Raw genomic sequence first — 25,551 nt, 5'->3', positions numbered from 1 at the left:
GCAATTATGCGGGAGCGGTATCCGCTCTACCAGCAGGCCGTTACAATACCGGCCATGCCGACCGAACCCCAAATTCCTGAGACCACCAACCTTCCGGACTTCCTCACCGATGAGCAGCGGGCGATTATCACCGCGGGCTATGAGCATTCGGTGATTACCGCCGTAGCCGGCAGTGGCAAGACGTCGACGCTGGCCTGGCGAATCCGGTATCTGCTGGAACAGGGCCACGATCCGGACCGGATGCTGGTGTTGATGTTCAACCGCAGCGCCCGGGTGGATTTCGAGCGCAAGCTGCAGGAGGTGTGCGCCCGGAGCGGGCTGGCGCTGCCAGAGATACGGACGTATCACGCCATGGGCTTGAGGTTGTACAAGAGGTTTGTTCGGGAGGGCTATCTGCCGGGGTTTTCGGACAAAATCCTGACCGAGCAGGAGATCAGCTTCCAGGCCTGGCAGTTGACCCGACGGCTGGCGCCGGAGGATCTGGCGGATGAAATCCGGCGCAACAAGAAGGATTTTGTCGAGACGGCGACGGGGTTTATTGATCTGGTAAAAACAACGCTGTCGCCGGCGGAAATCGTGTTTGAGGAACTGGGGTACTCGGACAAGCACAAATACCTCATTGACCTGTTCCACAGCTTTGAACAGTGGCGTAAGAGCCAGGGACGGATCAGCTACGCCGACATGCTGTACGAGCCGGTGATGGCGATTCACCAGAATCCGCCTTTGCAGCGGCTGGTAGGCAACAAGATGGATCTGATTCTGGTAGATGAGTACCAGGACACCAATGAAATCCAGCACCTGCTGCTGCGCTACGTGGCTGGAGACCGGGCCCGGGTGACGGTTGTTGGCGACCCGGACCAGACGATCTACGAGTTCCGGGGCGCAAAGCCCGAGTTCATTCTCAAGCGGTTCAGCGATGAGTTCGAAAGCCCGCTCGAGCAGACGCTCAGCTATACCTTCCGGTACGGCCATCGCGTCGCTTTGCTCGCCAACCATCTGATCTGTCACAACACCGGTCGCAAGGATGTGCTTTGCCATTCCCACGCTTCCACGCCCGGCACGGAGATCACCCTGCATCGGTCGGAAAGCGATGCCGATACCGTGCTGCAGATTCTTCAGGGCCAATCGGAACCGGCTCTGGCAGGCACGGCCATACTGTTCCGGGTCTGGAGTCAGAGTGTCCCTATCGAGCTGAAGTTGCTGGCTCGTCAGATTCCCTACCGGATTGATGCCGGCAAAGGCGCGCTGTTCAGCCGGGAAGTTCAGGCGATCACTGCCCTTCTGATGGTGGTGACCGGGAAACTGGAAAACCTGCCGGACGAGGATCGCCTGGAGCTGGCACGAACGTCTGCTGGCGATGGACTTCGACGCGCTGGCGCCCATGGCCGCCCGCAAGCTCAGGAAACTCGGCGAAGTGCTTGCCCAACTGCGCAGCTACGGAGGCCCGGTTGCAGGACTGATCAGTGTCTATGCCGAGCACACTGATCTTTACGAGGGCATCCGCAGCCTCGCGCTGACGCATGAGAGTGCCGAGGAACGGATCGATACGATACAAGGATTCCGGCAGTACCTTAAAAGCCTTGATGTCACAGCTGAAGGCGCCCTGGAGCACCTGAAAACCCTCAAGCAGCAGGCAGGTGAAAAACAGCAGGGTGGAGTGCTTCTCTCAACGATTCACCGCACCAAGGGTCTGGAATGGCCGACAGTTATCATTCCCGGACTGCAGGAGAAATACCTGCCGTACAGCCCCCGCCCCCAGGACAATGCCAGAGCATTTCTGGAAAGCGAGCGACGGCTGCTGTATGTGGCCATGACACGCACACGCCAGCGGCTGCACATGATCACCCGACCGGCCAGCAAGCAACCGCACCTGGACGGCGATCTGGGCCCAAGCCGTTTCGTGGAAGAGTGCTGTTTTGAACTTGCCGAGGAATTCGGTCGCTGGCTGGATGATCGATCTCCGGCAGAAACATCAACCATTCGGTTAACTGCCCCCCTGACACCGGTCAGCCAGCGTTACGCCGACCGGGAGAGCGTCACCCTTGAGGGCCAGGCTGCAACATTCGAAAACTCAACGGAACCACTCTGGCATCAAAAACGTCTTGGCCACGCGATCTTTGGTCCCGGCTCGGTGGTCGCCGAAGATGAGAATTCTTTCGAGGTGCATTTCGACAACGGCGAGATGCTTAACTTCAGTAAAAAAAGCGCGCATCTGTATTTTTCCGCTCTGGCCTGAAACGACCTCGGGGTCGTAAAGGTCAACTGTGTACAATTGCGGACGTAACAATCCGTATCATTTTTTTGTTTTTTTTGGCCTACTGGCCTAAATTCCGGGTATACAAGCACTTATCATGAGGAAGTGCGGTACCACAACGACAATGAACAGGAGGTTCTGCATGAACGTCATGCGTCCGATTTCCGCGGCTGTATTGGCCGCTACCCTGGCAACCCCGGCCATGGCCGATCGTCAGGAAACCGTTTACATCAACCCGTTTGCAGGTTTTCAGCTGTTTGACGACAAACGCGATCTGAGCGAAACCGGCACCTTCGGCGTTGGTGTGGAATACCGCTTCCGTCCTCATTGGTCGGTGGAGGCGCTTTACTCACGTGCCGATGCAGACCGCAAATACGTGCCGGGCGAATCGGAATTTGATGAAGTTCGGGTTGACGGTACCTACTACTTTGCAGGGCCGGACGAAGCCTGGAACCCATACGTGTCTCTGGGCGCAGGCCATGCAGACTTTGGTTCGGACAACAGTGGCGTTCGCACTGCGGGCAGCAACCATGACGAAACCCGAGTGAACGTGGGTACCGGCTTCCGTTACAACATCAGCGACGCCGTATCACTGCGCGGTGACCTCCGTGAATTCCACGGCATTGATGAAAGCACCTTCGACACTCAGGTCTCTCTGGGCATTAGTTTCGCGTTTACCCGCACCGTGGCGCAAGCCTCTCCGGCGCCTGCGCGTCCGGCAGATGCAGATGGTGATGGCGTGCCGGATTCACGGGACCAGTGCCCCGGCACCCCGGCTGGCGCAACCGTTGACAGCAATGGCTGCGAGCCGGATTCGGATCGCGACGGCGTGGCCGACAGTCGTGACCAGTGCCCAGACACACCGCGCGGCGCGGAAGTTAACAGCCGTGGTTGTGAACTGGATAGCGATAACGACGGCGTGGTCAATAGCAAAGACCAGTGCCCGGACACCACCGCTGGCGCAGACGTGGATGCATCCGGCTGTGAAGGTGTCGTTGAGACCATCCAGACTTTCACCATCGAAGTGAATTTCCCGACCAACAGCTCTGTGATTGGGAACGCCTACGACAGTGAAATCAGTCGTGTTGCTGATTTCATGAAAGAAAATCCGGAAACCATCGTGGAGATTGCCGGTCACTCTGACAGCCGCGGCGACGCGGACTACAACCAGTTCCTGTCGCAGCGTCGCGCTGAAGCAGTTGCCGGCCGTCTGACCGGGCCTCTGGGTGTTGATCCGGCACGAGTGGAAGCCGTAGGTTATGGTGAGGATCAGCCGATCGCGTCCAACAACACAGCGGACGGCCGAGCTGCCAACCGCCGGGTTGAAGCGCGCATTCAGGTTCGCCGTTAATTTAAGGTTTTACCTGAGTGGTTTGAAAAGGCGCCTTCGGGCGCCTTTTTTGTTTCTGCAAAAATGCGAGGAACCGATGCTCAGAGCCATGGCAATGATCTTCACGCTCTCTGTTCTGGCAGTGCCGGCGCAGTCCCAGGTTTTTCGCTGCGAAAAAGACGGCAATACGGTGTTCTCGGACCAGCCCTGCGGCGAGGATGCTGAATCGCTTGAGCTACGGGATAACCGCATTGGCGGCAGTTTCAATCAGAACCTCCCGGTGCAGGAGTCCCCTGATCCAGAAGAACAGACAAAAGAGTCAGAACAAGAAAAAGAGGCCGGCACATGCCGTTTTATCAACTCCACCGATTTGCGTCGTTATCTGGTTCGCGAGCAGGTGGTGCGGGGCATGACCCGGGACAACGTGCGCCGTGCTTTCGGCAACCCTCCTGAAACCTACACCAGCCCCCAGGAAGTCTGGATCTACCAGACCCGCTATTATGGCGCGCTCTATGAGCTGACCTATGTGTATTTCAGAGATGGCTGTGTTGAACGGGTTGAGTACCGGAAACCCTGACCGCATCAAGCAGCAGGTTGCGGGGTGTCAGTGAACGATCGCAGAAATGCCCCAGCCTGACCCTGTACCCCTGCTCTTCCAGAAAGAGCGCGTAATCCAACACCATCCAGAGCTCCAGAGGACGCCGGAACAGATGCCTGACCAGCTCATGGCGGCGAACCTCGGCCAGCCGTTGCTCGCCAAACGCCTGCCAGTGATCAAAGTCCAGCGTATCGGGTAATCGCAGCTGTTTTTTTGCCGCCGCCCAACGGCAAAAGGCGGGAAAGCCTTCGTTCAAAAGGCGGGGCGGATTCGAAGGAACCGGCAGATACTCATCACACCCACGAAGTTGCCGCTGCAGACCATCAAATCCCAGGCGCCACTGGCTGACAAGGCGGGTCTGTTCCCTCACCCGGGCCGGTGCCGTCACGGTTTCCTGAACCGCAAGCCGAAGATCGTTACGGCTCGGCTGCAGCGCTTTTGGGTGATCCGCCGCCCGCTGTGAAAGCGGCCGATAGTGTTCCATCTCAGTGAGGTGGTAGCAGCAGGGCGAGACGCTCAATCTTGGCAACCCGGCTTCACTGCCCCGCTTCAGCAACTGTCGGTGCAGATCGCCACAAGCATGCAGTGCAACACCGTGGTGACGGCTGGGAAGCGACAAATCCTCTGCCATGACATCCTGGCAGCGGATCGACACTGGATCTCCGAACTGTTGTGCCAGTCGGTTGCCATCGCGCACCAGCTCCGGATTCCACTCGAAACCCTGTATCTCACTGGGGCAAAACGGCGCCAGCGTCCGGGACAGATGGCCCTTACCACAACACCAGTCCAGGGCGGGGTGTTCCAGCGGTGTCAGTGCCGCCGTAAAGGCGCCCGACTGCAGGCGTTTCCGACCGGGCATATCCGTGGCCCGGATTTCCGGGAGCGTCGCCTCTGATGCCTTTTCGGGTGCCGGCAACAGCTCCGGCAGTTGAACCATGTCGGCGTAACGGTCGAGGGACGGCAACCATGGGGCAACCCGAGCCGCCAACTCAACCGGGCTGCCATCCAGTTGCTGGCATTCCCCATCGGTTAGTTCCGCCAGCATGGTGCCCAGTTCCGGATAACGACGCGCCCAGGCAGGCTCTGGCGTCATGAACGGCGCCGGTTGCCAGAACTCGGAATGCTGTACCAGCCAGTCGTTCAGCTGCTGCCAATGCTGGTAAAAAGATTCCGCGCCGTGGTGTAAACTCGCCGCCGGAGGTAACGTCATGCAACTGGCCTTTGTACTTGTTGAACCCAAGGTTCCGGAAAACGTCGGTGCAGCTGCCCGTGCGCTGTGCACCATGGGCTTCGGCGAGCTGTGGTTGGTCAATTCCGATCTGCACACCCGCCCGGAAGCCCACTGGCTGGCCCATGGCAGCGACCATATCCTGGACAATGCGCGCATTTTCCCCGATCTGGCTGCGGTAAGAAACTCCGTAGACCTGCTGATGGGCACCTCCGCCAAGACCCGGCATCAGCGCCAGGATTGGCACGGCCCCTCAGATCTGCGGAAGGCTCTGGCCACGAAGGGTGCGTCCGTGGCAACCGCAGCACTGGTGTTTGGCCGGGAAGATCGCGGGCTGTCCAATGAAGAGCTGGCTCTCTGCGATCTGTTAACCGGCATCCCCATGAAGGTCACCTACCCCTCCCTGAACCTTGCCCAGTCGGTGATGCTCTATGCCTGGGAAATGTCCGGGCTATCGGTAGCTATGAATAACGAGCCTGAGCCTGCCGATGAAAACCGTCTTGGCGCACTCCGCGGCCGACTCGAAACCTTGCTACCGGAACTGGACACACCGCCTGAGGGAAAACTGTCCCAGTGGGTTTTCGAGCGTTTGCCCTTGTTGTCTGATCGGGATATCGGGTTTGTTCATACGCTGTGTTCGAATATTGAGCGTAAACTTGGCCCTCAGTCGCGCTCCGATTCCGAGTATTCACAGGACGAATAGCCCTTCCCGGGATACGCTGTGAATACGTCCATGTACGCTCGACGAAAACATCCATGTTTTCGACGATCCCCGGAAGGGCTATCCGTCCTGCTCCCGAGCCTTTTGCACGCACCGGTTTGTTGGGACTATTCCTGAAATCTTCCGGGGCGGAAGGCATCCAAAGATATGGCTGGCTCCTCGCCTTCGATTACCTGGGCGATGACATCGGCACTGCCCGCGGACAGGGTCCAGCCGAAGGTGCCGTGGCCAGTGTTGAGGTAGAGGTTGTCTCTGGGGCCTCGCCCGATAATCGCAGGGCCATCCGGGGTCATGGGGCGGAAGCCGCTCCAGGTTTCCGCGGCGTCGAGATCGGCGCAGCCGGGGAACCGGGACTCCACCGATTTTCGGATCGTGGCCAGCCTCGCCTCCGGAATGTCTCTATTGAAATCCGCTAGCTCGACAAACCCTGTGGCGCGCAATCGATTGCCCAGACGAGTAGAAACCACTTTGTAGTTGTCATCGTGAATGGTGGAAGCGGGGCCTCGTTCCGGGTCCTTCATGGGGACCGTCAGGCTGTAACCTTTTACCGGATAGATGGGCAGTTCGAGGCCCAGGGGCTGAACCAGGTGGTTGGACCAGCAGCCGGCGCTGATCACCACAGCATCCACTTCCAGGGCTTCCATGACTCCATCGCTGTTTCTGACTGAAATTGCGCTAACCCTCTGGTCATCGGCAATCAGTTTTTCCGCTTCCACGTTGTAACGAACCACTATCCCCTTTGCCTGGCAGGCTTTAGCAAGTTCCTGGGAAAACTTGTGACAATCGCCGGTTCCGTCGGTGTCATAGCTCAGGGCGCCATAAAGCGGACCATTGCCAACCATGCCGGGCTCGGCGTCGCGCACCTGTTCGGGTGTGAGCAAACGGGAAGGGATACCCAGTTCGTTCAGCAGTTCATGGGTCGTCCGGTAGCCTTCCAGCGCTTCCGGTGTGCTCGCCAGGTGCAGGAGACCCTGGTGGTCGCCATCGAAGGACAGATCAAGCTCCTTCTCAAGCGCCAGGAATCGCTCCCGGCTGTGGATACCGAGGCGCAACATGGCGCGGCGATTCAACCCGAACAGCCCTGGCGACCAGGCGTAACGGAGCGTGGCGAACATGAACTTGAGTGTTTCCACAGACGGCGGGAAGCGTAGCTTCAGGGGGCCATCCTGCTTGAGGATCCAGGGGATGGCCTTGAACACAATCGCGGGATCGGCCCAGGGATACACCACGCCATAGGATCGCTGGGCCGCGTTGGCCTTGCTGGTCTCGTTGCCGGCCATTGAATGACGTTCCAGCACCGTCACCTGGTGGCCCCGGCGATTCAGTTCATAGGCGGTGGTCATTCCCACCACGCCGCCACCAACAACAGCAATGTGCATGCATTCCTCCCCTGTGTTTATTTCACGCCGCTTTTCGCCAGCAGACGCCGGTACTCTTTCAAAACGCTTTCATCTTCTTTCGGATATTCCGGCGCCAGATTCTGCAATTGCTCAGCCAGTATGGCTGCGACAATCGGGCGCGCCTGGGGCTTCCGATCTCCCGGCACGATAAACCAGGGTGCCTGCTCTGTATGGGTCGCGGCAATGGCTTCCTCGGCAAACGCTTCGTACTCCCTGCGTTTTTCCCAGCCATCGATATCGGACCGATCAAACTTCCAGCGCTTGCGCGGCTTGTCCAGACGCTTGAGAAGCCTCTGGCGATGCTCATCCTCAGACAGGTTGAGCCAGATCTTGATCACCGTGGTGCCCTCTTCCACCAGATGATTCTCGAAGTTCCGGATGGAGCGGTAACGGTTTTGCCAGTTGTAGCTTTCAGGCGCGTGGACCGGCCAAACCCGCTCGGCGATCACCGCTTCATGATGGCTGCGGTTGAAAGCGACCATCTGGCCAAATCCGGGCAGAAACGGCGTTACCCGCCAGAGAAAGTCATGGCGGGTTTCGGCGCCCCTGGGCCGGCTGAACGACCAGGCATGGAAACCAGCGGGGTCGGCGTAGGTTGCCAGAGTACGGATCAGGCTGTCTTTTCCACTGGTGTCCGGGCCGTGGGTAACCAATAGAACCGCCCTGGACTGGTTGGCCCAGAGCCGGCGCTGGTATTCACCGATCTGATCCAGACTGGCTTCCAACCCTGGCAGGGTGGTGTCATCGCCATCCAGAAAAGTCGGGTAATCCCGGAATCTGGGTTTTCCAGGGTCGTAGAGAAAAGAACTGGCAAACGCCGACAATTTCATCCAATGCTCCGTGCAAGTCCCTATGAATGTAATACAGGTCAACAATCGTACAAACTGGTAAACTTGTGAGATTGAATTCACAGAATAGCAGCCCGAATACAGGTTGCGATGGAGTGTAGTACCCGGCAATGAGTAAAAAACGTCGCGAGATTCCCGTATTCGATCACCCGATCATCGAAACCCACTGTCACCTGGATTACCTCAAGGACCGCGCGCTTGAGGAAACCCTGGAGCAGGCAAAAGGGGTCAATATCGAGAAAGTGATCACCATTGCGGTGTCCCCGGACAACCTTGCCAGAGTACGCGAACTCAGCCAGGTTGCGCCTTGGGTTTATGGTACTCAGGGGATCCACCCCCACGATGCTGAAAGCTATTCTGATGACGTGGAAGCCGAAATCCGTGCCCACGCCCGGGACGAGAAGATCGTTGCGGTGGGCGAGATCGGGCTGGACTATTTTTACGACAACGCCGACCGAGATGTTCAGCGCGAGGTGTTCCGGCGTCAGCTTCAGATCGCCTGCGACACTGATCGGCCTGTGGTCATCCACAGTCGGGAGGCCGACGAGGACACCATCGAGATCCTTGCCGAGTTTGAGGACACACTCAAACGCCGTGGCGTGATCCACAGCTTCACGTCCGGCCCGGGACTTGCCCGGTATGCCCTGGATCAGGGTTGGTGCCTGGGCTTTAACGGCATCACGACATTCAACAAGGCCGAGAATGTACGCGACATCGTGCGTATGGCTCCGATTGACCAGATCCTTCTGGAAACCGATTCCCCCTTCCTTACCCCGGTACCCTACCGCGGCAAGGAAAACGCACCGTTCTACCTGCCGTTTGTGGCCGAGAAAATCGCAGAGGTGAAAGAACTGCCTCTGGACGAAGTGATTGGCAAGACGTATCACAACAGCCTGAGGACGTTTTTCTCCAGCGAATGATCAAGCGCGTCCCCATTTCCGCACTCAAGGTCGGCATGTACATAACCGACCTGAACAACGACTGGATTCCCCACAACACCCAGCGCAAGCGAGGTGTTATCAAAAAAGAGGAAACCATCGAGAAAATCCGCCGTATGGGCGTGGAGTTCGTCTATATCGATGCCTCGAAGGGGCTCGATACCCAGGACTCGGAAACCGCCGCCGAGGTGGATCGCCGGAATGAGTCGGCCCTGCAAAAGGCGGGTGAACTGACGCCCGGCCTGCGGCCCTATGTACCACTTGCCGAAGAAATGGTCATCGCCCAGCAAATCCACAGCCAGGCCCAGGGGCTGGTGGGCGAGTTCATGAATCACGCCAAGGTTGGCGGCGCCATTGATGTGGCCCCCATCCATCAGTTGGCGGACGAACTACAGCATTCAGTGCTCCGAAATGCCAACGCCCTGAGCTGTCTGGGACGAATCCGGGAAAAAGACAATTATCTGCTGGAACACTCGGTCAACCTGAGTGTCCTGATGTCACTTTTCGGGAATTACCGGGGCCTGTCGTCTGACGTTCTGCACCAGACTATCGTTGGCGCCCTGCTCCACGACCTGGGCAAAATCCTCACACCCGACGAGATACTGCACAAACCCGGCCGCCTGACCCCCGAGGAGTTTGAAGTGATGAAACTCCACGCCCGCCATTCACGGGACATTCTGGCTACCACAGAGGGCATTGGCGAGCTCACCGTCATCACGGCGGCCCAGCACCACGAACGCCTCGACGGCACAGGCTATCCAGAGGGTCTGAAGGGTGATGAGATCTCGGAATACGGTCGCATGGTGGCGATCAGCGATGTATACGATGCCATCACCGCAGACCGGGTCTATCACAAGGGCATGACACCAACACAGGGTCTGAAGAAGCTTCTGGAGTGGAGCGGCACTCACCTCGATCCCAGTCTGGTCAAACAGTTTATCCGGTGCCTGGGCCTTTACCCGGTGGGTTCGCTGGTGCTTCTGGAAAGTGGTCGCCTTGGCGTCGTGGTTGAAGCCAATGACAGTGACCAGAGGCTGCCGACTGTGCGCGTTATGTACCACACCAAATTCCGCATGCCGATCACAGTAGATACCCTCGATCTCGCGAAACCGGGCACACAGGACCGGATTCTGCGAGCCGTTGATCCGGAAACCTACAAGATTGATGTCAGGAAATTCCTCGCCTGAGAACGCTGACAGCCGCGGACAGCTCGGAATAGAGTGGTTCAACAGCTGCTATCAGGAAGATGGATCAGAGAATCGGACATAGCGATTGCGGCCCCGGTGCTTGGCCTGATACATGGCCTGGTCGGCCTGGCGCAGGAGCTGGTCGCCGTCCAGATCCTCTGCCTGCGGGAACAGCGTGTAGCCGATACTGGCTGAAACTTCGACGCTGTGATCGGCAACCCAGACAGGTTCTGCCACCCGCGCCAAAAGACGTACCAACAGGGTCTCAAGAGATGCGTCGTCCTGAACATTCATCACGATGGCCGCAAACTCATCACCACCGAGCCTCGCCAGAGTATCCTCTTGCCGGAGTTCCGAACGCATACGGGCGGCCACCTCGACAAGCAACTGGTCACCCGCCTCATGACCGAAGGCATCGTTTACCGGCTTGAACTCGTCCAGATCAATATAAACCACCGCCAGTTTGCCGCTCTGACGCCGGGTAAGAGCCATGCCTTGCTGCAATCGGTCGGCAAACAGAACCCGGTTAGGCATTCCGGTCAGGGCATCGTAATGGGCCATGATCCGGAGCTTTCTTTCCTGCTCTTTAAGCCGACTGATGTCACTGAAAATACCGACAAAATGCGAGACTTCGCCATGATCGCCACGAACACTGCTCAGTGTTACCGACAAGGTAATCGGCTCGCCATCATTGCGTCTGCTGGAAAACTCTCCGGACCAGAAGCCCTGAGACCGGGCACTGGCGAAAATACCACTGCCTTCCTCCACCGGTAGGGGTGGCAGTCTTCCTATTGCCCGATTGCGGGGCCGGCCGGTTATCGCCAGATACGCATCGTTGGCATCAATCACGATGCCGTGATTATCAGTAATGAAAATAGCCTCGCGGGCGTATTCGAAGACGCTCGCCGCCAGCCGCTGCCGCTGTTCCGCGTGTTTCCGGAGAGTGATTTCATACAGGGAGCAAAGAATCAGAGCTTCCGGTTCGTCCTCGGTGTGGACGGGCGCCATGGTAAGCTCCACCCAGATCTCCGTGCCGTCAGAGCGATTCAGAACCCATTCGCACTGTTCCACCTGACCCGCCGAAACCCGGGCCAGCATGGGCGCCATTTTCTGTCGGGAAATCTGCCCGTCTGGCTGGAATTCCGGCGAAAAGACCGCCAGATCCTTGCCGACCAGTGATTCACTGGAGGTGTACCTGAGCAGGTCAACAGAAGCCCGGTTGGTGTCGATGAAAAGTCCACCGCGGATCAGCAATGCAGCTTGTGGCCAACCCCGGATAAGCTGGCGCAGACGCCTCTGTTCCGCGGCCAGCTGCCGCTTGCTCTTGCCCAGCCAGAGCGACAATGCCACCAGCAACATGAGCAACACCAGAATGGTAAAGACCCAGAGCCGATACTGGTGCAACGCATCCACCCAGGTAAGTTGGGGCACCTGGTCGTAGGGCGTTACCCGCAGAGTGCGAGCCAGGTACTCAACCGACTGGTAGTCTGCGGGCGGCGAAAAACCCGAAATGCCCACTGACAGCGCCACCTCGTCTTCCGGCTCAATGGCAAAAAGCGCCGACGCGATACGACGGACAGCCCGCTCGTTTACATGGGGCAGCGCCACCAGGGGCCATTCCGGGTATAGACGGGTTGAAACAACGTAAGGGAAACCCGCCAGCCGCTGACGGTTCAGAACCTTTACCTTGGTAAACAGATCAGGGTCTTCCTGCGCCATCTGCTCCAGAATGCTGGTTCGGATAAAGCCTACATCGGCATATCCGGAGAGAACCGAACGAACCACTCGGTCGTGGGTGCCCATAAACCGGATCAGATTCACTCTGCGGATATCAATACCGGCATCCATCAGCTCGAGAACCTGGGTCTGGTAGCCCCCGAGGAAATGGACACCGGGCGAGGCAATGGTTTTATCACGGATATCGGCAAGCTGTTCAATGTCGTCGCGCTCGGCCCTGGTAAAGATCACGCCACCAAGACTGCCGGTCGAAGACTGGCCGGAGCGCCTGACCAGAGTCGCCAGAACGCCGGTCAGACTGCGTTCGCTTCGGATCAGTAGAAAATGGCTGGGATTGGTAAGAAAAAAATCGAGCCGGTTGGCGGCGATCGCCCGGCTCATATTCTCCTGATTGAGAACCTCCAGCCTTACGGATATGCCGGTTTCCCTGGACAGGTAGTCCGTCAGAGGCTGGTAACGTTCCTGAAGCACACTGTCCGGCCGATAGGCGAATACACCCATAGTCAGTGTTTCATCGGCACTGGCTGATGCCATCGCCACAAATTCCGTGGCAAACAGAAAACAAAGACAGGCAACAAACCGGCGAATATTCAAGAGACCCTCGCTGGCAGAAACGAAGGATCTGACATGCGCTGGATGCCAGGATTTTGATCAATCATACCCTCTGCCAGCATAAGGCGAGACAGGGATCCGGCCATGGTTTCGATGGGTCCGGCTGCTCTGAGATAACGCTGGTTCGCGGCCAGATCCGGCAGCATAACGCTGGCCAGTGCCATGCGAACCTCGTCCGGACTGATCCCCTGACGGGTGGCAATCCGGTACATTGAGTCGTGCATGCTCCGCACCAGGTGCTGCAGGCCGGTAAAATGTCCGGTCAACAGGTCGCGAACCGCTCTGGAATTGCTCTCTGCCGCTTTCCGGGTCACCACCAGCACATCGAAGATGGTTTCCGGAATGTCGCTACTATCGAAGAGTCTGACGCCTCCGGCGTTCTCTATGAGTGACGCTGTTGGCTCGTAGCACACGGAAGCATCCACTTCACCGCGGGACCAGGCTTGTGCATGCTGGCTTACCGGCAAATCCACTTTTATCACGTCGCTGCGACCGAGCCCCGCTACCTCAAGGATTTTAAACAGCATAACGCCCGAGACGCCGTTCAGCTCCACCGCAATCCGCTGCCCCTTGAGGGCTGTCAATTCCGTGATCGATGGCTTGACCATCAGTACATCGGCGCCGGCGGACACATCAGCGACGGCAACCACAAGCAGTTCCAGCCCACTCGACCGGACCCGTATGGTTTCATCCAGAGTCAGCGCCGCCCCATCAAGCGCCCCTGAAATAAGGGCCTCCATGGAGTCTTTGGCAGACGTGCCCGGCACCAGCGCAACCGTATCCGGCAACCAGTTGAAATCACGGGCAAGGTACAGTGGCTCGTAGCCGATCCAGGGGTGGATACCGAACCTCAGCGGGCCGGGATCGCTGCAACCCGGCAATCCCGCCGCGGACAGTCCGGCTGCTATCGATAGACCAAGGAATTCACGGCGTTGCATCAGGCTCCGGACCGGGCGAAGACATTAACATTTGTCAATAAACGACAGTTTACTGCTTCACATACTACCCGTAAAACCGCAACTTGCCTTGCACCGTGTCAATTTATCCCAAAGACAGGAACACCCCCATCAGCACCGGCGAGAGAAAAGACAGCAAGAAACCGGAGGCGATCGCCACCGGAACACAGGTCAGCCCGCCACTGCTGCGGATAACCGGCAGGGTGAAGTCCATGGCGGTAGCGCCACCATAACCAATAGCCATGGCCGGCCTGTTGGCAATCAACAAGGGGATGATTGCCAGCGCAACAATCTCCCTGAGCACATCATTGAGGAAGGCCACGCCGCCCCAGGCAGGGCCAAGGGCTTCGCCGATGACAATGCCGGACAGCGAGTACCAGCCAAACCCGGAGGCAACCGCCAGGGCGTCGTGCCAGGGCAACCCAAGCCAGGGTATCAACAGGGCACCGGCCACCAGGGAACTGAGCGTCAGAGCCAGTGCAATGCCGAGGCCCTGCCGATTCATCAGCAGCTTGCGCAGCGACAGCCCGGCATTGCGCAACTGCAGGCCGATAAGAAACAGCAGCAACATCAGGGACCAGGTCGCCAGTTGTTCCGCCATGGGCATGTCCGGCAACAGGTAGTAGCCGGCAAGCAGCCCGGCAATAACCGCCACCAGCGGTTTCAGGCCAGCCAGAAAAAGCCGGCGGTATCCGGGGCTGACACTGCCCTCGACCCGCTCGATGGACATTGGCTGCCAGCGGTGGAACATCCAGAGCCCAAACATGTTGGCGACGAAAAGCACCAGCACCAGTGCCAGCACCTGAGTCGCCATGCCACCCAGTTGCGCCGCCAGGCCCTCCATCTGGCCAAGCCCCAGGCCCAGCAGCAACAGGATGAAGTAAACCAGTGCCTCCACCGTGTAATGGATCACCGTCATGGCCCGGCGGTTTTCCAGGGCGATGGCAAAACCCAGGAACAGGGGAGCAAGAATGAGCAAGGCTCCAGTCAGCATGGCGTCCTCGAAAAGAAAAGGGGTTATCAGGTCAGGGGTTTGAACTGGTCGGGATCGGCATCCGGGGTGGCCTGTTCGCCCTGGGGAGCTCCGATAGTGCGGGCAAGACGCTGGGCGGTAACGGACCAGACCGCATAATCTCCGGGCTTCGGCTCATAGCCTTTTCCCACCATGGTGCCGGCGACGCTCCTGAGAACCGATTCAGCCCGGGCCTGGGTTGGCCAGGGCCCACGGCAGAACTGCCCATCCGGGCGCCCCTCATCAGGGCCAGACAGAGCGACCAGGCCCCAATGGCCGCCGCCTGCTGGCCGGATGTGCAGCTCGATGCGTTGGCCGTCTTTCACCATGACAAGATCCCGAAGCGGGCTACGGCCGTGGAAATAGTGGAGCTTCATGGCGTTATGCTGTCAGTGCAGAACATGCCCTGACCTGTCCTGAACGAGGACCCAGGGTGCGATGACGACCGCCCAAAGTTCCGCATTGCGATCATACCAACCCTGCGCCGCGTCCGGGGCAACCTCACCAACGCGTCCTTCCTCCATCCACTGGGCAAATCGCTGTTTATTATCAGCCGCAAGCTCTGCTGCCACATCCAGCAGATCGAGATCCGGTGACACGCGAACCACTTGGCCACGGGCAAAATAGGTCTGCAATTCATGCCAGTGGATGCGGGAGGTTTCCAGATTGAGCTTCGCTTTTAACTCATCCAGGGAAGGAGAAGACGACATTAAGGGGCCTCAAATACAAACTAGAACAGCCACAGGTTAACCGAATCGGGCGCAGCAAAACCACCGGCCTCCTCAAATCCGCAAGGCCAGACAAGTATTTCAGTCGAGATTGTCCCAGATTTCCCGAATCCGATCCGAGAGTGTCATCGGATCGAAGGGCTTGGGGATTACGTCGACGGCGCCCAGAGCAAGGTATCCCTTCACTTCGTCGGGCTGAACCTTGGCAGTCATGAAAACAGCGGGAGTATTCGCAAATCCGGGCTTATCACGGATGGCTCGCAGTGTGCTGGGGCCATCCATTGATGGCATCATGACATCCAGCAGGATCAATTGCGGCCTGAAAACATCAAGGCTCTCAAGTGCGTTGGCACCGGAATGACAGGTTTTCAGGGTGAATCCGCCAACCGCTTCCAGAGCCAACTCGGCCACCGCTCTGATGTCTTCCTCATCCTCGACCAACATGATCTTTTCCAAAGGCGCCACAGACTCCCCCATCTACACACTCCCCGTATCCGATGTTTGTTTCCGGGATTCCAACCAGTCTTCCAGGCCGAGGTGCCTGAGCAGCCTGGCGCACTCCGAATTATCTGTCTGCCCACCCGCAATCAGACCAGCGACCCGCATGACAAGAAGATTTTGCCTGACATCCCCACGTGCGAGGTAATGCACCGCACCGGTCATTTGCCGGATGGCCAGCGGCAGGCGCCACTGTACTTTCAACGTGTTTCCATATTTTTGAGCCCAGTCACGAAGCCCATTTTCAATATCCGCATCGGTCAGCTCCCCACCGTGCTGAACAAACTGATCCATAACATTCAACACGGCGAGCTCTCCCATTCGACTCAACAGTCCGGCTGTCTGGAACTCGAGGGCCTTCTTATCAAGGACGAGGGCAATTTTCTGCGCTTCGACACCTGCAGCCTCGGCCTCGGCCTGGTGCTGTCTGGCCCTGTCTGCCAGGGCAGCCGACCGGAAGGCGGAACCTGAGTCAAGTGCAAGAGCCAGCGCCTGGCTCAAAGCCATGGGCACACCCATCACCGAAATAGCATCTCGAACCGTAGCAACCGGCTCTCCGGTTCGCCGGAACGAAGATCGGTTGGCTACTTCCAGCAATCTGGCACACAACGACGCCTCTTTCTGCCAACGTTCGGCCAGCTGTGCGCCAGAAAGATCGTGGGCGCGTTCCATGAGGCCCAAAATACCGGAAACATCCATTCGGGTTGGTATCTGCAAGCCCGATTCCAGTTTCCGGGATAGCATCTCATCCAGGCTCTCGGAGTCATTGTCTTCCGGAAGTACGCCCTTCAGCATTCTCGCAAGACGCTCATGGAGCAATTCCACACTGAACGGCTTGCTCATGTAACCACTGATTCCATAATGGGCAGCTTTTAAAATCGAATCTCGATCAGCCCGGCCGGTTACCATGACAACCGGCATATTCTCGTCCTTGCCACGTATTTCTCGCAACACATCCAGGCCGGATCCATCCGGCAGCGACCAGTCGACAATGAACAGGCCTGGATCTTTGCCCCGCCAGAGATCCAATGCCTCTCTCTTGGTGAATGCCTTGAAGACGTTTATAGCCGGATGAAGCCCGGCAACTACAGTCTCCAGGAGGTCTGCCATCAACTCGTCGTCTTCGACAATAATGACATTCATGCCGGCTAAGCCCCCTGCTTCATGCTGTCCAGATCATTGACAATGGTAACGCCGTTGCGACCAGCCGATTTACGGACATAAAGTGCCCGGTCTGCGGCTTCTATCGCGTCCTCCGGCTTTTCATAAGAATCAAGAGGCGCGATACCAATACTCAATGTCACTGAAAAGGTGCCGCCGGCCCCGCTGAAAGCAATCTTCGACATCTGCTCACACACCGCCTGCATTGATTGTCTTGCGTCTTCGATCGAGCAATCGGGTAATGCCACGATGAACTCTTCACCCCCGTAGCGCCCAATAATGTCGGTCTTTCTCAGGCGGTGCCGAAGCAGGTTGGCCAGGCCTTTGATAACCAGGTCGCCAACCCGATGGCCATGCCGGTCGTTTACCTGCTTGAAATGGTCAAGATCGAGCATTGCTACAACAGAATGATGCGCCAGTCTCTGACAGCGAGCATGCTCTTTGGCGACTTCCGAATTGGCCAACGAATGTTTCAGCAATCCGGTCAGGCTATCCCGCGACGCCAGCTTGTCCAGTTGTTTGGCCCGATAACAGCGAACTTTGGCCGCCTGTACCAGGATCCTGTCGGAAACGGGTTTGGTGAGAAAATCATCGCCGCCCTGGGACAGGGCATCAAACTGGAACTCACGATCTTCTTCCGAGGACAGGAAAATAATGTGTAAACCCACCCATTCGGGATCAAAGCGAAGCATTTTTGCCAGTGTAGGCCCACTAAACCGCCCCATCTGGACATCCATTAGAATGATATCCGGCCGGAACTCTGACAGAACGCCCAGGATATCGGAGGGAGAGCTCACTCCGCGAACCTCCAGCCCGCCACCTTCGAGAATCAGGCTGTATCGCTCCAGCAACTCGGGATCGTCATCGATAACCATCACCCGCCCGGAGCCAGACTCCAACTTTTCATTGGCGAGACGTTCCATGTAATCCGCCAGTGCTGGCACGTCGATAGGCTCACTGACGAACCCGTCTACACCCAACGCCGCAAGTCTGTATCTGTCTTCGAAGGTATCGCTGGAACCAATGCAGATAACAGGAGGCCGGTCGCCTGAAGACAATGGGATCTGTTCCTGCGCAATCAGAACATTGTCCCTTATCAAAACCATGGATATCCGGGACAGATTTTCCGAGACAAGGTTTTTCGGAGCTACGGGATAAGCATTAAATCCATGGGGAGCCAGCGCATTTGAGAGTCGCTCTGCTGCTGCTTGGTCTGGTTCTACGATGAGAACCACAGGTTGGCCAGCCGCATCAACCTTACTGCTTTCCGACATTTCGGCCGTATCCGGACTGGTCTCCTCTATATTGAGCAAACGCTCCAGACCTTCGACTCTTTCGATAAAGCGGGCGTGGTGAAGATCGTCTTTAACCTTCTCGACACTTTCGCCAGCCTCCCCATCATTCTCCGAGAAGGGCTTGAGTATCAGCTCAAGCGCCCGGGCTTCGTCGCCAAGGGCCCGAAAGCCGAAGGTGCCCGCAGACCCGGCGAGCCGATGAAGAACCTGATAGGCACGTAGAAGGTCGTCTGAGCTTCCCTTGCCGGCAATGGCATCCTGAGCCATCAACGTAACCAGATTGATATCGCCCGACGCCTTCTCCCTGAAGCGTGTTTTCAGGACATCAAGTTTGCGTAAAACGTCAGCCGTTTTCTCGTCAGACATACACCACTCAATCAGATCCGCAATAAAGCTGTTTTATGCCATACTTCGGCTAAAATACTTGCATCATTTTTTTCAGAGTACCACCGGGGAAATCGTTTTGCCGTCACTTTCACTCGGGACCCGCCTTGCCGTCATTGTTATCCTTGGTTCCATCTTGACCGTCGGGGCAGTTCTGGCTGTTGCGTACAACGCCCTGGTGGACGATTTCGAGGCAATACTGACTGAGCAACAGCTCGTGGAAACACGGAGAATCGCCTCCGAGGTAGAGCAGCGCCTTGAACTGAAGCTGGACGTACTCAGTGAGTCTGCTGCCATGATGACCGATGGCAACGCCCTTCACTCAATCGCCGAAATTAATTACCAGCTCAACCGACAGAACCTTCTGCGTTCACTCTTTCCAGATGGTCTTGTGGTCTTTGATGCCGAAGCAACCGCCATCGCAGAGGACTTTCACGTTCCGGGCCGTATCGGCACGAATTACTCCGACCGAAACCATTTCCGGCGCGCAATCACGACCCGATCCCCCATAATCAGCCGACCCATCATTGGCCGTACAACTGGCGTGCCCTTGCTGTCCTTTCTTGCACCCATTCAGTCCGATGAAGGAGATCTGCTCGGATTCTTGGGTGGCACCGTAAATATTGGTCAGACCAGCCTGATACCCAAAGAGATGCTCAGGCGCCTGAGGGAAGAAGAGGATCTGTTCAAGGTTGTTGATATTGAAAACTTTCTTTACATCGAAGGCGGCCCGTCTCCGGGCAAACGTATCCAACCTCTTCCAAAACCTGGCGCCGACCCCCTTGTTGACGCGGCCTTGTCAGGCATCACGTTTGGAACCGTCAGGGACAAAAGTGGCAAGGAACTGATTTATGCGGCCAGTCATCTGGAAGAACTCGGCTGGATGTTCGTTCGCTCTGTTCCTTACGAACGTGCTACCGCTCCGGCAAACGATTCATTCGTGCAGTTCTTTATCATCAGCGCGGCTATTGGTTTGGTCATTGCACTGCTGGGTTTTGTTGCAAGTCGAACGGCCATAAAGCCTCTGGACAGAATGACCGAAAAGATCGAAGAGATGGCAAAAAGTCCCTCCACTGGCCAACGACTGACTGCCAACGGCGCCAAGGAGACCGGGAGACTGGCCACCGCGTTCAATCAGCTCATGTCGGAGCGCGATGCAATCAGCACCATGAAAGAAAACTTCGTCTCGAATGTCAGCCACGAGTTACGAACACCCCTGACCTCGCTCAATGGGGCACTTCGCTTACTGGCTTCCGGAGCTGCCGGTCAACTGCCCGGGAAAGCTGAGGAAATGGCGAGTCTGGCTCTGCGTAACGGCGATCGCCTGCATCTTCTGATCTCGGACCTGCTGGACTTCAGCAAGCTGACTGCCGGCCAAATGAACGTCACTCTGTCTGCTCAGCCCGTGGCGCCTGTCATCAATGCTGCAATCGCTGGCAATATCGCACTGGCCGAGGAACACGTTTTGTCGTTGTCTACCGAAGGCCTTGAGGATCAGATGGTTGTGGCTGACGAGCACCGCCTGCGACAGGTTCTCGATAACTTTATCAGCAACGCCATCAAGTTCTCGCCGCCTGATGAGGCCATCACCGTAAGAGTTGAACAAACCGTCCCGGGCTTTACCCGCATCACAGTCAGCGATTGCGGTGATGGCGTGCCAAAGCAGTTCGAGAACGAACTCTTCGAGCGTTTCTCCCAGGCGGAGGTCGGTACATCAAAGTCCATCAAGGGCACAGGCCTCGGCCTCGCGATCTGCCGCGAATTGGCAAAGCTCATGAATGGAGAAGTTGGCTATTTCTACGATCGCGGCGCCAACTTCTGGATTGAACTTCCCAATAATATGACCAGGAAGAATCACGTCAATGAAAGCGCCAGAAACACCTCCCGAGGAGTTTGAGCGCCAGGCGGCGCTCGAACGTACAGGCCTGCTCGATACAGCGCCTGAAGAACGTTTTGATCGTTACACACGAATGGCCTGCAAGGCTTTCAACGTGCCGATCGCGTTGGTCAGCCTCGTGGACAGCAATCGACAATGGTTCAAATCCTGTCAGGGGCTTTCCGCCTCAGAAACCCCACGCAACGTTTCATTCTGTGGCCATGCCATCCTGAACTCGGAACTCCTCGTGATCCAGGATACGCTTCACGACAAGCGTTTTATGGACAACCCCTTGGTCACAGACGATCCGCACATACGCTTTTACGCGGGCGCACCACTCCATAACAGCGAGGGATTCCGACTCGGCACTCTTTGCCTGATTGACAGCTCGCCACGCAGTTTCAATCAGAATGACCAATCCCTTCTTCGTGAAATCGCCGATTGTGTAGAGCGCGAAATTAACCTGCAGGCGGCAAGCGAATTCTACCGGGACCTCAAACACAGCGAGCGCAGGGCCCGCTCAATTATCGAGGGCACCAGAATTGGCACCTGGGAGTGGAATGTACAAACCGGTGAGACCGTTTTTAACGAGCGTTGGGCCAATATCTGCGGCTACACGCTGGATGAACTGGAGCCGATCAGTATTGAGACCTGGTTGGGCCTGGCGCATCCGGAGGATTTGCCTGAATCAGAACGTTTGCTTAAAGCTCATTTTGCGGGCGAATTGTCCGAGTACGACTACCGATGCCGAATGAAGCATAAGAATGGCCACTGGGTCTGGGTGCACGATCGCGGCCAGGTCTTCCAATGGACCGAGACCGACGAGCCCCTGATGATGTACGGCACCCACGCCGATATCACAGAGGAAATGAACAACCTGAACAAGATCCAGCATCAGAACGAAGCGCTGGCGATCCTCAATGATCTGACCCTCGACACCGAAACCAATGACGACATCCGCATCGAAAGAGCCCTCCGGCTAGGGTCCGACTACCTGAAGCTTCCGCTCGGAATAGTCAGCGAGATCCACAGTAGCGTTTATTCCATCCGGTGGTTCGTCGCCCCCGAAGACGCCGGGTTAGAAAAAAATTCCAGCTACCCACTAAAAGACACCTATTGTTCTATGCTTCTCGGTTCACGGGAAAGCCTGGCCATTGCACACATGGCCAAGTCGAGCTATCGCGGCCACCGTTGCTACGACAAGTTCGGGCTTGAGAGCTACCTGGCCGCGCCCATTTTCATCAAAGACCGTTTGTACGGAACCCTCAACTTTTCTTCGCCGGAACCACGGGAACAGGACTTCTCGGATACTGAAATCAAGTTTGTGACTCTCCTGGCACGCTGGGTTGGAGCCCTCATTGAAAGGCAGCTCAGTATGCAGATGCTCACCAAACTGGTAGAACAGACGCCGGGAATGCTTTATCAGTATCAACAGTGGCCGGATGGCCGTGTTTCGTTTCCCTACACCAGCCCCGGCATCACGGACATCTACGGTGTTACAGCAGAGGAGGCACATGAAGATGCCTCGATCTGCTTCACCAAGATCCATCCCGATGATTTTCCCAAGGTAGCAGCCAGTATTGAGAGATCTGAGGAGTCCTTGACTCTCTGGCACAGTCACTATCGTGTAACAGACGGCAAATCCGGCTGGCGCTGGGTAGAGGGCAAATCATCACCGGAACGGATGCCAGACGGCAGTACCATGTGGCACGGTTACATTGCTGACATTGACGAGGCAAAACAAACCGAACTGGCCCTTCAGGAAAGCGAAGTTCAGCTCCGGAGGCTCTACGAACTGTCCCCCATTGGCATAGCGCTGAATGATTATGTATCAGGAGCGTTTCTTGACGTGAACGAGGCTCTGCTAGGGCCTACCCGATACAGCCGTGACCAATTGATGGCAATGGACTACTCGCAGCTCCTGCCTCCAGACTTCGAAAACCATCGACAGCAAATCATCGCCGAACTTCAGAGCGAAAGACGTTTCGGACCTTATGAAGTCGAGATCGTGCGCGCGGATGGTTCAACCTACCCTGCCATCGTCCGCGGTATGAAAATCAGCAACCCCTCTGGCCAACCGCTGATCTGGACCCTTATAGAAGATATTTCCGAGCGCAAAAAAGTAGACCGGATGAAGAGCGAGTTCATCTCAACGGTAAGCCATGAACTCCGTACGCCGCTGACCTCCATATCAGGCTCTCTCAGCCTGGTCGAAAGCGGAACTTTGGGCGCGCTTCCCTCACAGGCTGAGCGTATGGTGTCTATCGCCCATCGTAATGCCGAGCAGCTGAAACAACTGGTGGACGACCTGTTAGACATGGAGAAACTTGTTTCCGGCAAGATGACCATGAACCTGCGTATACAGGAACTTGGCCCCGTCATTGAGGAGTCGGCAGAACGTCTAAAAACCTACGCCCTGGAGAGCGGCGTCTCTGTGCAGATCAAGGACACTAGCCCCAACTGCATGGCGAAAATCGATCGATCGCGTCTGGGCCAGGCATTTACCAATTTGCTGTCTAACGCCATCAAGTTCTCGCCCCCTGAAGGTGAGGTTTTGGTATGCACCGAGGTCGAACATGATCTTGTCCGTATCCTCGTTACTGATCAGGGACCTGGCATTCCTGATAATTTCCGCGGCAGAATTTTCCAGAAATTCGCTCAGGCAGACAGTTCCGACACACGTGGCAAACGGGGAACAGGTCTCGGTCTGGCCATCACGAAAGAAATCATGACACAGATGGGAGGAGATGTCGGATTCGAGTCACGGGAAGGAAGGGGCTCAACTTTCTGGCTGGGACTGCCGTTGGAGCAAGTGAAGGCATAGACGATGACAAAAACTCAAGACCGGGCGCTCTTTTACCTCGTCTGGTTAGCTCGTGCCGCTGTTCTTGTCCTCTTGCTCGGGGTAGCCTTTGTACTCGATAGCGCAGCTACCCAGACTCATCGGAACGACGTCCGTCAGGAATGGCAAGCCCGACTCAACGATATAGACCTCAAGCTGCAGGGTGCCATTTTGCAAAACGTTCAGACGGTTTGGGGTCTGGCTGCCAATGTCTCTGTTCAGCCAGACATCACAGAGGCCGAGTTTCAACAGCTAGCCCCCGTTATTTTCTCATTGGCACCACAGCTGCGGAACATCGGTTTGGCCCCGGACCTGACCATTCGCAATATCTACCCGCTGGAAGGAAACGAGGCGGCTCTTGGGCTTGATCTAACCAGCCAAAGCCTCTCCCCCGAGCAGGTAAAGACACTAACGGAGTCCCGGAAAGCGCTGTTCAGCGGTCCGATCAATCTTGTTCAGGGTGGCCAGGGCATGGCGGCCAGGATTCCGATTTTCGAGAACGAGTCAGGTCAGTTCTGGGGTGTCATTTCCGTGATTCTCGATCTTAATCGTCTCTATAACGCGGTGGACATGGCGTCGTTTTCAGAAAACGGCTATCTGGCGCTTTTCAAAACGTCGTCCCCTGGCCTCGAAGAAGACCCATTTTTCGGCGCCGCCACAACTCAATGGCAAGATCCGATAACCACCGAACTCAATCTGCCGGGCATTACATGGACGCTGTTCGCACAACCCACCCAGGGGTGGCCAAGCCATCCGGAATCACCGGTGCTCGTGCGATCCATTTTAGGGCTGATGGTTTTATTGCTTTTCGCAGGTACCTACTGGTTAACCAGCCTTCTGCTGCGCGACCACCAGATGCAGCGGCGCTTTTCGGGCCTTTTTGAACTGGCGCCTTTCGGTATCGGGCTGTACGCCGCTCAGAATGGAAAGCTCTTACGCGCCAACAAAAGCTTCGAAAAGCTGTTTGGCCACAAAGCAAACTCTTTACATTTTTTCCGTTACGTCTATGACCACAGGCGCCGGATTCTCTCCGAAGAACTGGACATCTCCGGCCTGTTGGAGAAAGAACCCCGTTTCAGCGGCCTGGAGGGTTATTTTCCAGACGCAAAAAACGAACTGAACCCGGTGCTGCTCCATGGCCTCACGCTGGACACTCTATACGGCGACCCGGTTATCTGGCTGATCGCCGAAGATATTTCAGAGCAAAAGAAGGCCGACCGAGTAAAGAGCGAATTCATTTCCATCGTCAGCCATGAGCTACGGACGCCTCTGACGTCGATTGCGGGATCACTGGGGCTACTCTCGAATAATGCAGCCGGTGAACTTCCTCAAAAAGCGTCGAGATTGGCCGAGATTGCTTACAGAAACACCCAGCAACTGACACTTCTGATCAATGACCTGCTCGATATTGAAAAGCTGGTTGCCGGGAAAATGGTCTTCGCCCTGGAAGACTGCCAGTTGTCAGGGGTTGTTCGGGAATGCCTGGAAGGCATCGAAAGTTTTTCGGTGGACAAACAGGTAACGCTGAAAGCGGAACACATTCACGATGTAAATGTCCAAGCAGACCGCGGCCGACTTTGCCAGGCACTCAACAACCTGCTCTCCAACGCCATCAAGTTTTCACCCGATCATTCCGAGGTGATCGTGCATACCGAGCGAACGGAAAACAGAATCCGTATTCTCGTGTCTGATCAAGGCCAGGGCATTCCTGCGGAGTTCAGAGACCGGATCTTCCAGAAGTTTTCCCAGGCAGACTCTTCAGACCGCAGGGCAAAGGGTGGCACCGGTCTTGGGCTTGCCATTACGCGAGAATTGATGCACGCCATGGACGGAGATGTGGGGTTTGACTCAGAGGAAGGGCATGGCGCCTGTTTCTGGTTGAGTTTGCCGGTCGCCTAAACCGGCAATAAAAGCGCTACCTGAAAGGCAGCACTTTTACTCTCCAC

At 56.7% G+C, this 25,551-nt stretch carries 19 protein-coding genes and 1 pseudogene; 9 read left to right on the top strand and 11 right to left on the bottom strand.

Annotated elements, in window-relative coordinates:
• Positions 1-6: 6 nt before the first annotated feature.
• From MDHKLMBL_RS10615 to MDHKLMBL_RS10605, 3 genes and pseudogenes are all read left to right on the top strand, one after another.
• Positions 7-2,236 (top strand): annotated as a pseudogene (locus tag MDHKLMBL_RS10615) (ATP-dependent helicase).
• A 160-nt stretch (positions 2,237-2,396) separates the two neighbouring features.
• Positions 2,397-3,605, top strand: a complete 1,209-nt coding sequence (locus MDHKLMBL_RS10610; protein WP_104270782.1) for an OmpA family protein — start codon at positions 2,397-2,399, stop codon at positions 3,603-3,605.
• 76 nt (positions 3,606-3,681) lie between these two features.
• On the top strand, positions 3,682-4,161 hold the full coding sequence (locus MDHKLMBL_RS10605; protein ID WP_104270781.1) for a DUF4124 domain-containing protein: 480 nt from the start codon (positions 3,682-3,684) through the stop codon (positions 4,159-4,161).
• Here the strand turns inward: MDHKLMBL_RS10605 and MDHKLMBL_RS10600 are convergent.
• Entirely contained in the window at positions 4,118-5,392 is a 1,275-nt protein-coding gene (locus MDHKLMBL_RS10600; RefSeq protein ID WP_104270780.1) for a methyltransferase, read from the bottom strand. The genes MDHKLMBL_RS10605 and MDHKLMBL_RS10600 overlap by 44 nt on opposite strands.
• Between MDHKLMBL_RS10600 and MDHKLMBL_RS10595 the strand changes: the two genes are divergently transcribed.
• Positions 5,391-6,113 (top strand): tRNA/rRNA methyltransferase, encoded by a 723-nt coding sequence (locus tag MDHKLMBL_RS10595; protein WP_104270779.1) that lies wholly within the window; start codon positions 5,391-5,393, stop codon positions 6,111-6,113. The two genes, MDHKLMBL_RS10600 and MDHKLMBL_RS10595, sit on opposite strands and share 2 nt — an antisense overlap.
• Before the next feature lie 125 nt (positions 6,114-6,238).
• On the opposite strand, the gene MDHKLMBL_RS10590 is transcribed toward MDHKLMBL_RS10595, so the two are convergent.
• Both MDHKLMBL_RS10590 and MDHKLMBL_RS10585 read right to left on the bottom strand, forming a co-directional pair.
• The gene (locus MDHKLMBL_RS10590) at positions 6,239-7,510 is read right to left on the bottom strand and encodes a D-amino acid dehydrogenase (RefSeq protein WP_104270778.1); all 1,272 of its coding nucleotides are present in this window, start codon (positions 7,508-7,510) and stop codon (positions 6,239-6,241) included.
• A 17-nt stretch (positions 7,511-7,527) separates the two neighbouring features.
• Positions 7,528-8,361 (bottom strand): polyphosphate kinase 2 family protein, encoded by an 834-nt coding sequence (locus MDHKLMBL_RS10585; RefSeq protein WP_104270777.1) that lies wholly within the window; start codon positions 8,359-8,361, stop codon positions 7,528-7,530.
• A gap of 128 nt (positions 8,362-8,489) precedes the next feature.
• Between MDHKLMBL_RS10585 and MDHKLMBL_RS10580 the strand changes: the two genes are divergently transcribed.
• Together MDHKLMBL_RS10580 and MDHKLMBL_RS10575 are read left to right on the top strand one after the other, a co-directional pair.
• Positions 8,490-9,299 (top strand): TatD family hydrolase, encoded by an 810-nt coding sequence (locus MDHKLMBL_RS10580; protein WP_104270776.1) that lies wholly within the window; start codon positions 8,490-8,492, stop codon positions 9,297-9,299.
• Entirely contained in the window at positions 9,296-10,504 is a 1,209-nt protein-coding gene (locus MDHKLMBL_RS10575; protein ID WP_104270775.1) for a cyclic di-GMP phosphodiesterase, read from the top strand. The genes MDHKLMBL_RS10580 and MDHKLMBL_RS10575 overlap by 4 nt, the downstream gene beginning before the upstream one ends.
• A gap of 51 nt (positions 10,505-10,555) precedes the next feature.
• Here the strand turns inward: MDHKLMBL_RS10575 and MDHKLMBL_RS10570 are convergent, their stop codons facing one another.
• From MDHKLMBL_RS10570 to MDHKLMBL_RS10535, 8 genes are all read right to left on the bottom strand, one after another.
• Complete coding sequence (locus MDHKLMBL_RS10570) at positions 10,556-12,775, bottom strand: PhnD/SsuA/transferrin family substrate-binding protein (protein WP_241956220.1); 2,220 nt, start codon at positions 12,773-12,775, stop codon at positions 10,556-10,558.
• Between the two features lie 56 nt (positions 12,776-12,831).
• Positions 12,832-13,791, bottom strand: a complete 960-nt coding sequence (locus MDHKLMBL_RS10565; RefSeq protein ID WP_104270773.1) for an ABC transporter substrate-binding protein — start codon at positions 13,789-13,791, stop codon at positions 12,832-12,834.
• A 103-nt stretch (positions 13,792-13,894) separates the two neighbouring features.
• On the bottom strand, positions 13,895-14,803 hold the full coding sequence (locus MDHKLMBL_RS10560) for a LysO family transporter (RefSeq protein ID WP_014578602.1): 909 nt from the start codon (positions 14,801-14,803) through the stop codon (positions 13,895-13,897).
• 26 nt (positions 14,804-14,829) lie between these two features.
• Entirely contained in the window at positions 14,830-15,198 is a 369-nt protein-coding gene (locus tag MDHKLMBL_RS10555; RefSeq protein ID WP_104270772.1) for a PA4575 family protein, read from the bottom strand.
• A gap of 12 nt (positions 15,199-15,210) precedes the next feature.
• Positions 15,211-15,531 carry a DUF2288 domain-containing protein gene (locus MDHKLMBL_RS10550; protein ID WP_104270771.1) on the bottom strand — a complete coding sequence of 107 codons (321 nt, stop codon included), beginning with the start codon at positions 15,529-15,531 and terminating at the stop codon, positions 15,211-15,213.
• A gap of 99 nt (positions 15,532-15,630) precedes the next feature.
• A complete protein-coding gene (locus MDHKLMBL_RS10545; RefSeq protein WP_199185504.1) occupies positions 15,631-16,026 on the bottom strand; it encodes a response regulator in 396 nt (131 codons plus the stop codon).
• Positions 16,027-17,190 (bottom strand): response regulator, encoded by a 1,164-nt coding sequence (locus MDHKLMBL_RS10540; RefSeq protein ID WP_104270770.1) that lies wholly within the window; start codon positions 17,188-17,190, stop codon positions 16,027-16,029. It lies immediately after the preceding gene.
• Between the two features lie 5 nt (positions 17,191-17,195).
• On the bottom strand, positions 17,196-18,869 hold the full coding sequence (locus tag MDHKLMBL_RS10535) for a diguanylate cyclase (RefSeq protein ID WP_104270769.1): 1,674 nt from the start codon (positions 18,867-18,869) through the stop codon (positions 17,196-17,198).
• 97 nt (positions 18,870-18,966) lie between these two features.
• On the opposite strand from MDHKLMBL_RS10535, the gene MDHKLMBL_RS10530 reads away from it, so the two are divergent.
• The 3 genes from MDHKLMBL_RS10530 to MDHKLMBL_RS10520 are packed head-to-tail and all read left to right on the top strand — an operon-like array spanning position 18,967 to position 25,504.
• Positions 18,967-20,784: a sensor histidine kinase gene (locus MDHKLMBL_RS10530; RefSeq protein ID WP_104270768.1), complete on the top strand. Its 1,818-nt coding sequence runs from the start codon at positions 18,967-18,969 to the stop codon at positions 20,782-20,784.
• Positions 20,750-23,587, top strand: a complete 2,838-nt coding sequence (locus MDHKLMBL_RS10525; RefSeq protein WP_104270767.1) for a PAS domain S-box protein — start codon at positions 20,750-20,752, stop codon at positions 23,585-23,587. The genes MDHKLMBL_RS10530 and MDHKLMBL_RS10525 overlap by 35 nt, the downstream gene beginning before the upstream one ends.
• A gap of 3 nt (positions 23,588-23,590) precedes the next feature.
• On the top strand, positions 23,591-25,504 hold the full coding sequence (locus MDHKLMBL_RS10520) for an ATP-binding protein (RefSeq protein ID WP_104270766.1): 1,914 nt from the start codon (positions 23,591-23,593) through the stop codon (positions 25,502-25,504).
• The last annotated feature ends 47 nt before the right edge of the window (positions 25,505-25,551 follow it).

Source organism: Marinobacter flavimaris (assembly GCF_002933295.1).
Lineage (GTDB): Bacteria > Pseudomonadota > Gammaproteobacteria > Pseudomonadales > Oleiphilaceae > Marinobacter > Marinobacter flavimaris.
This window is presented reverse-complemented; position numbering and strand designations above follow the sequence as displayed.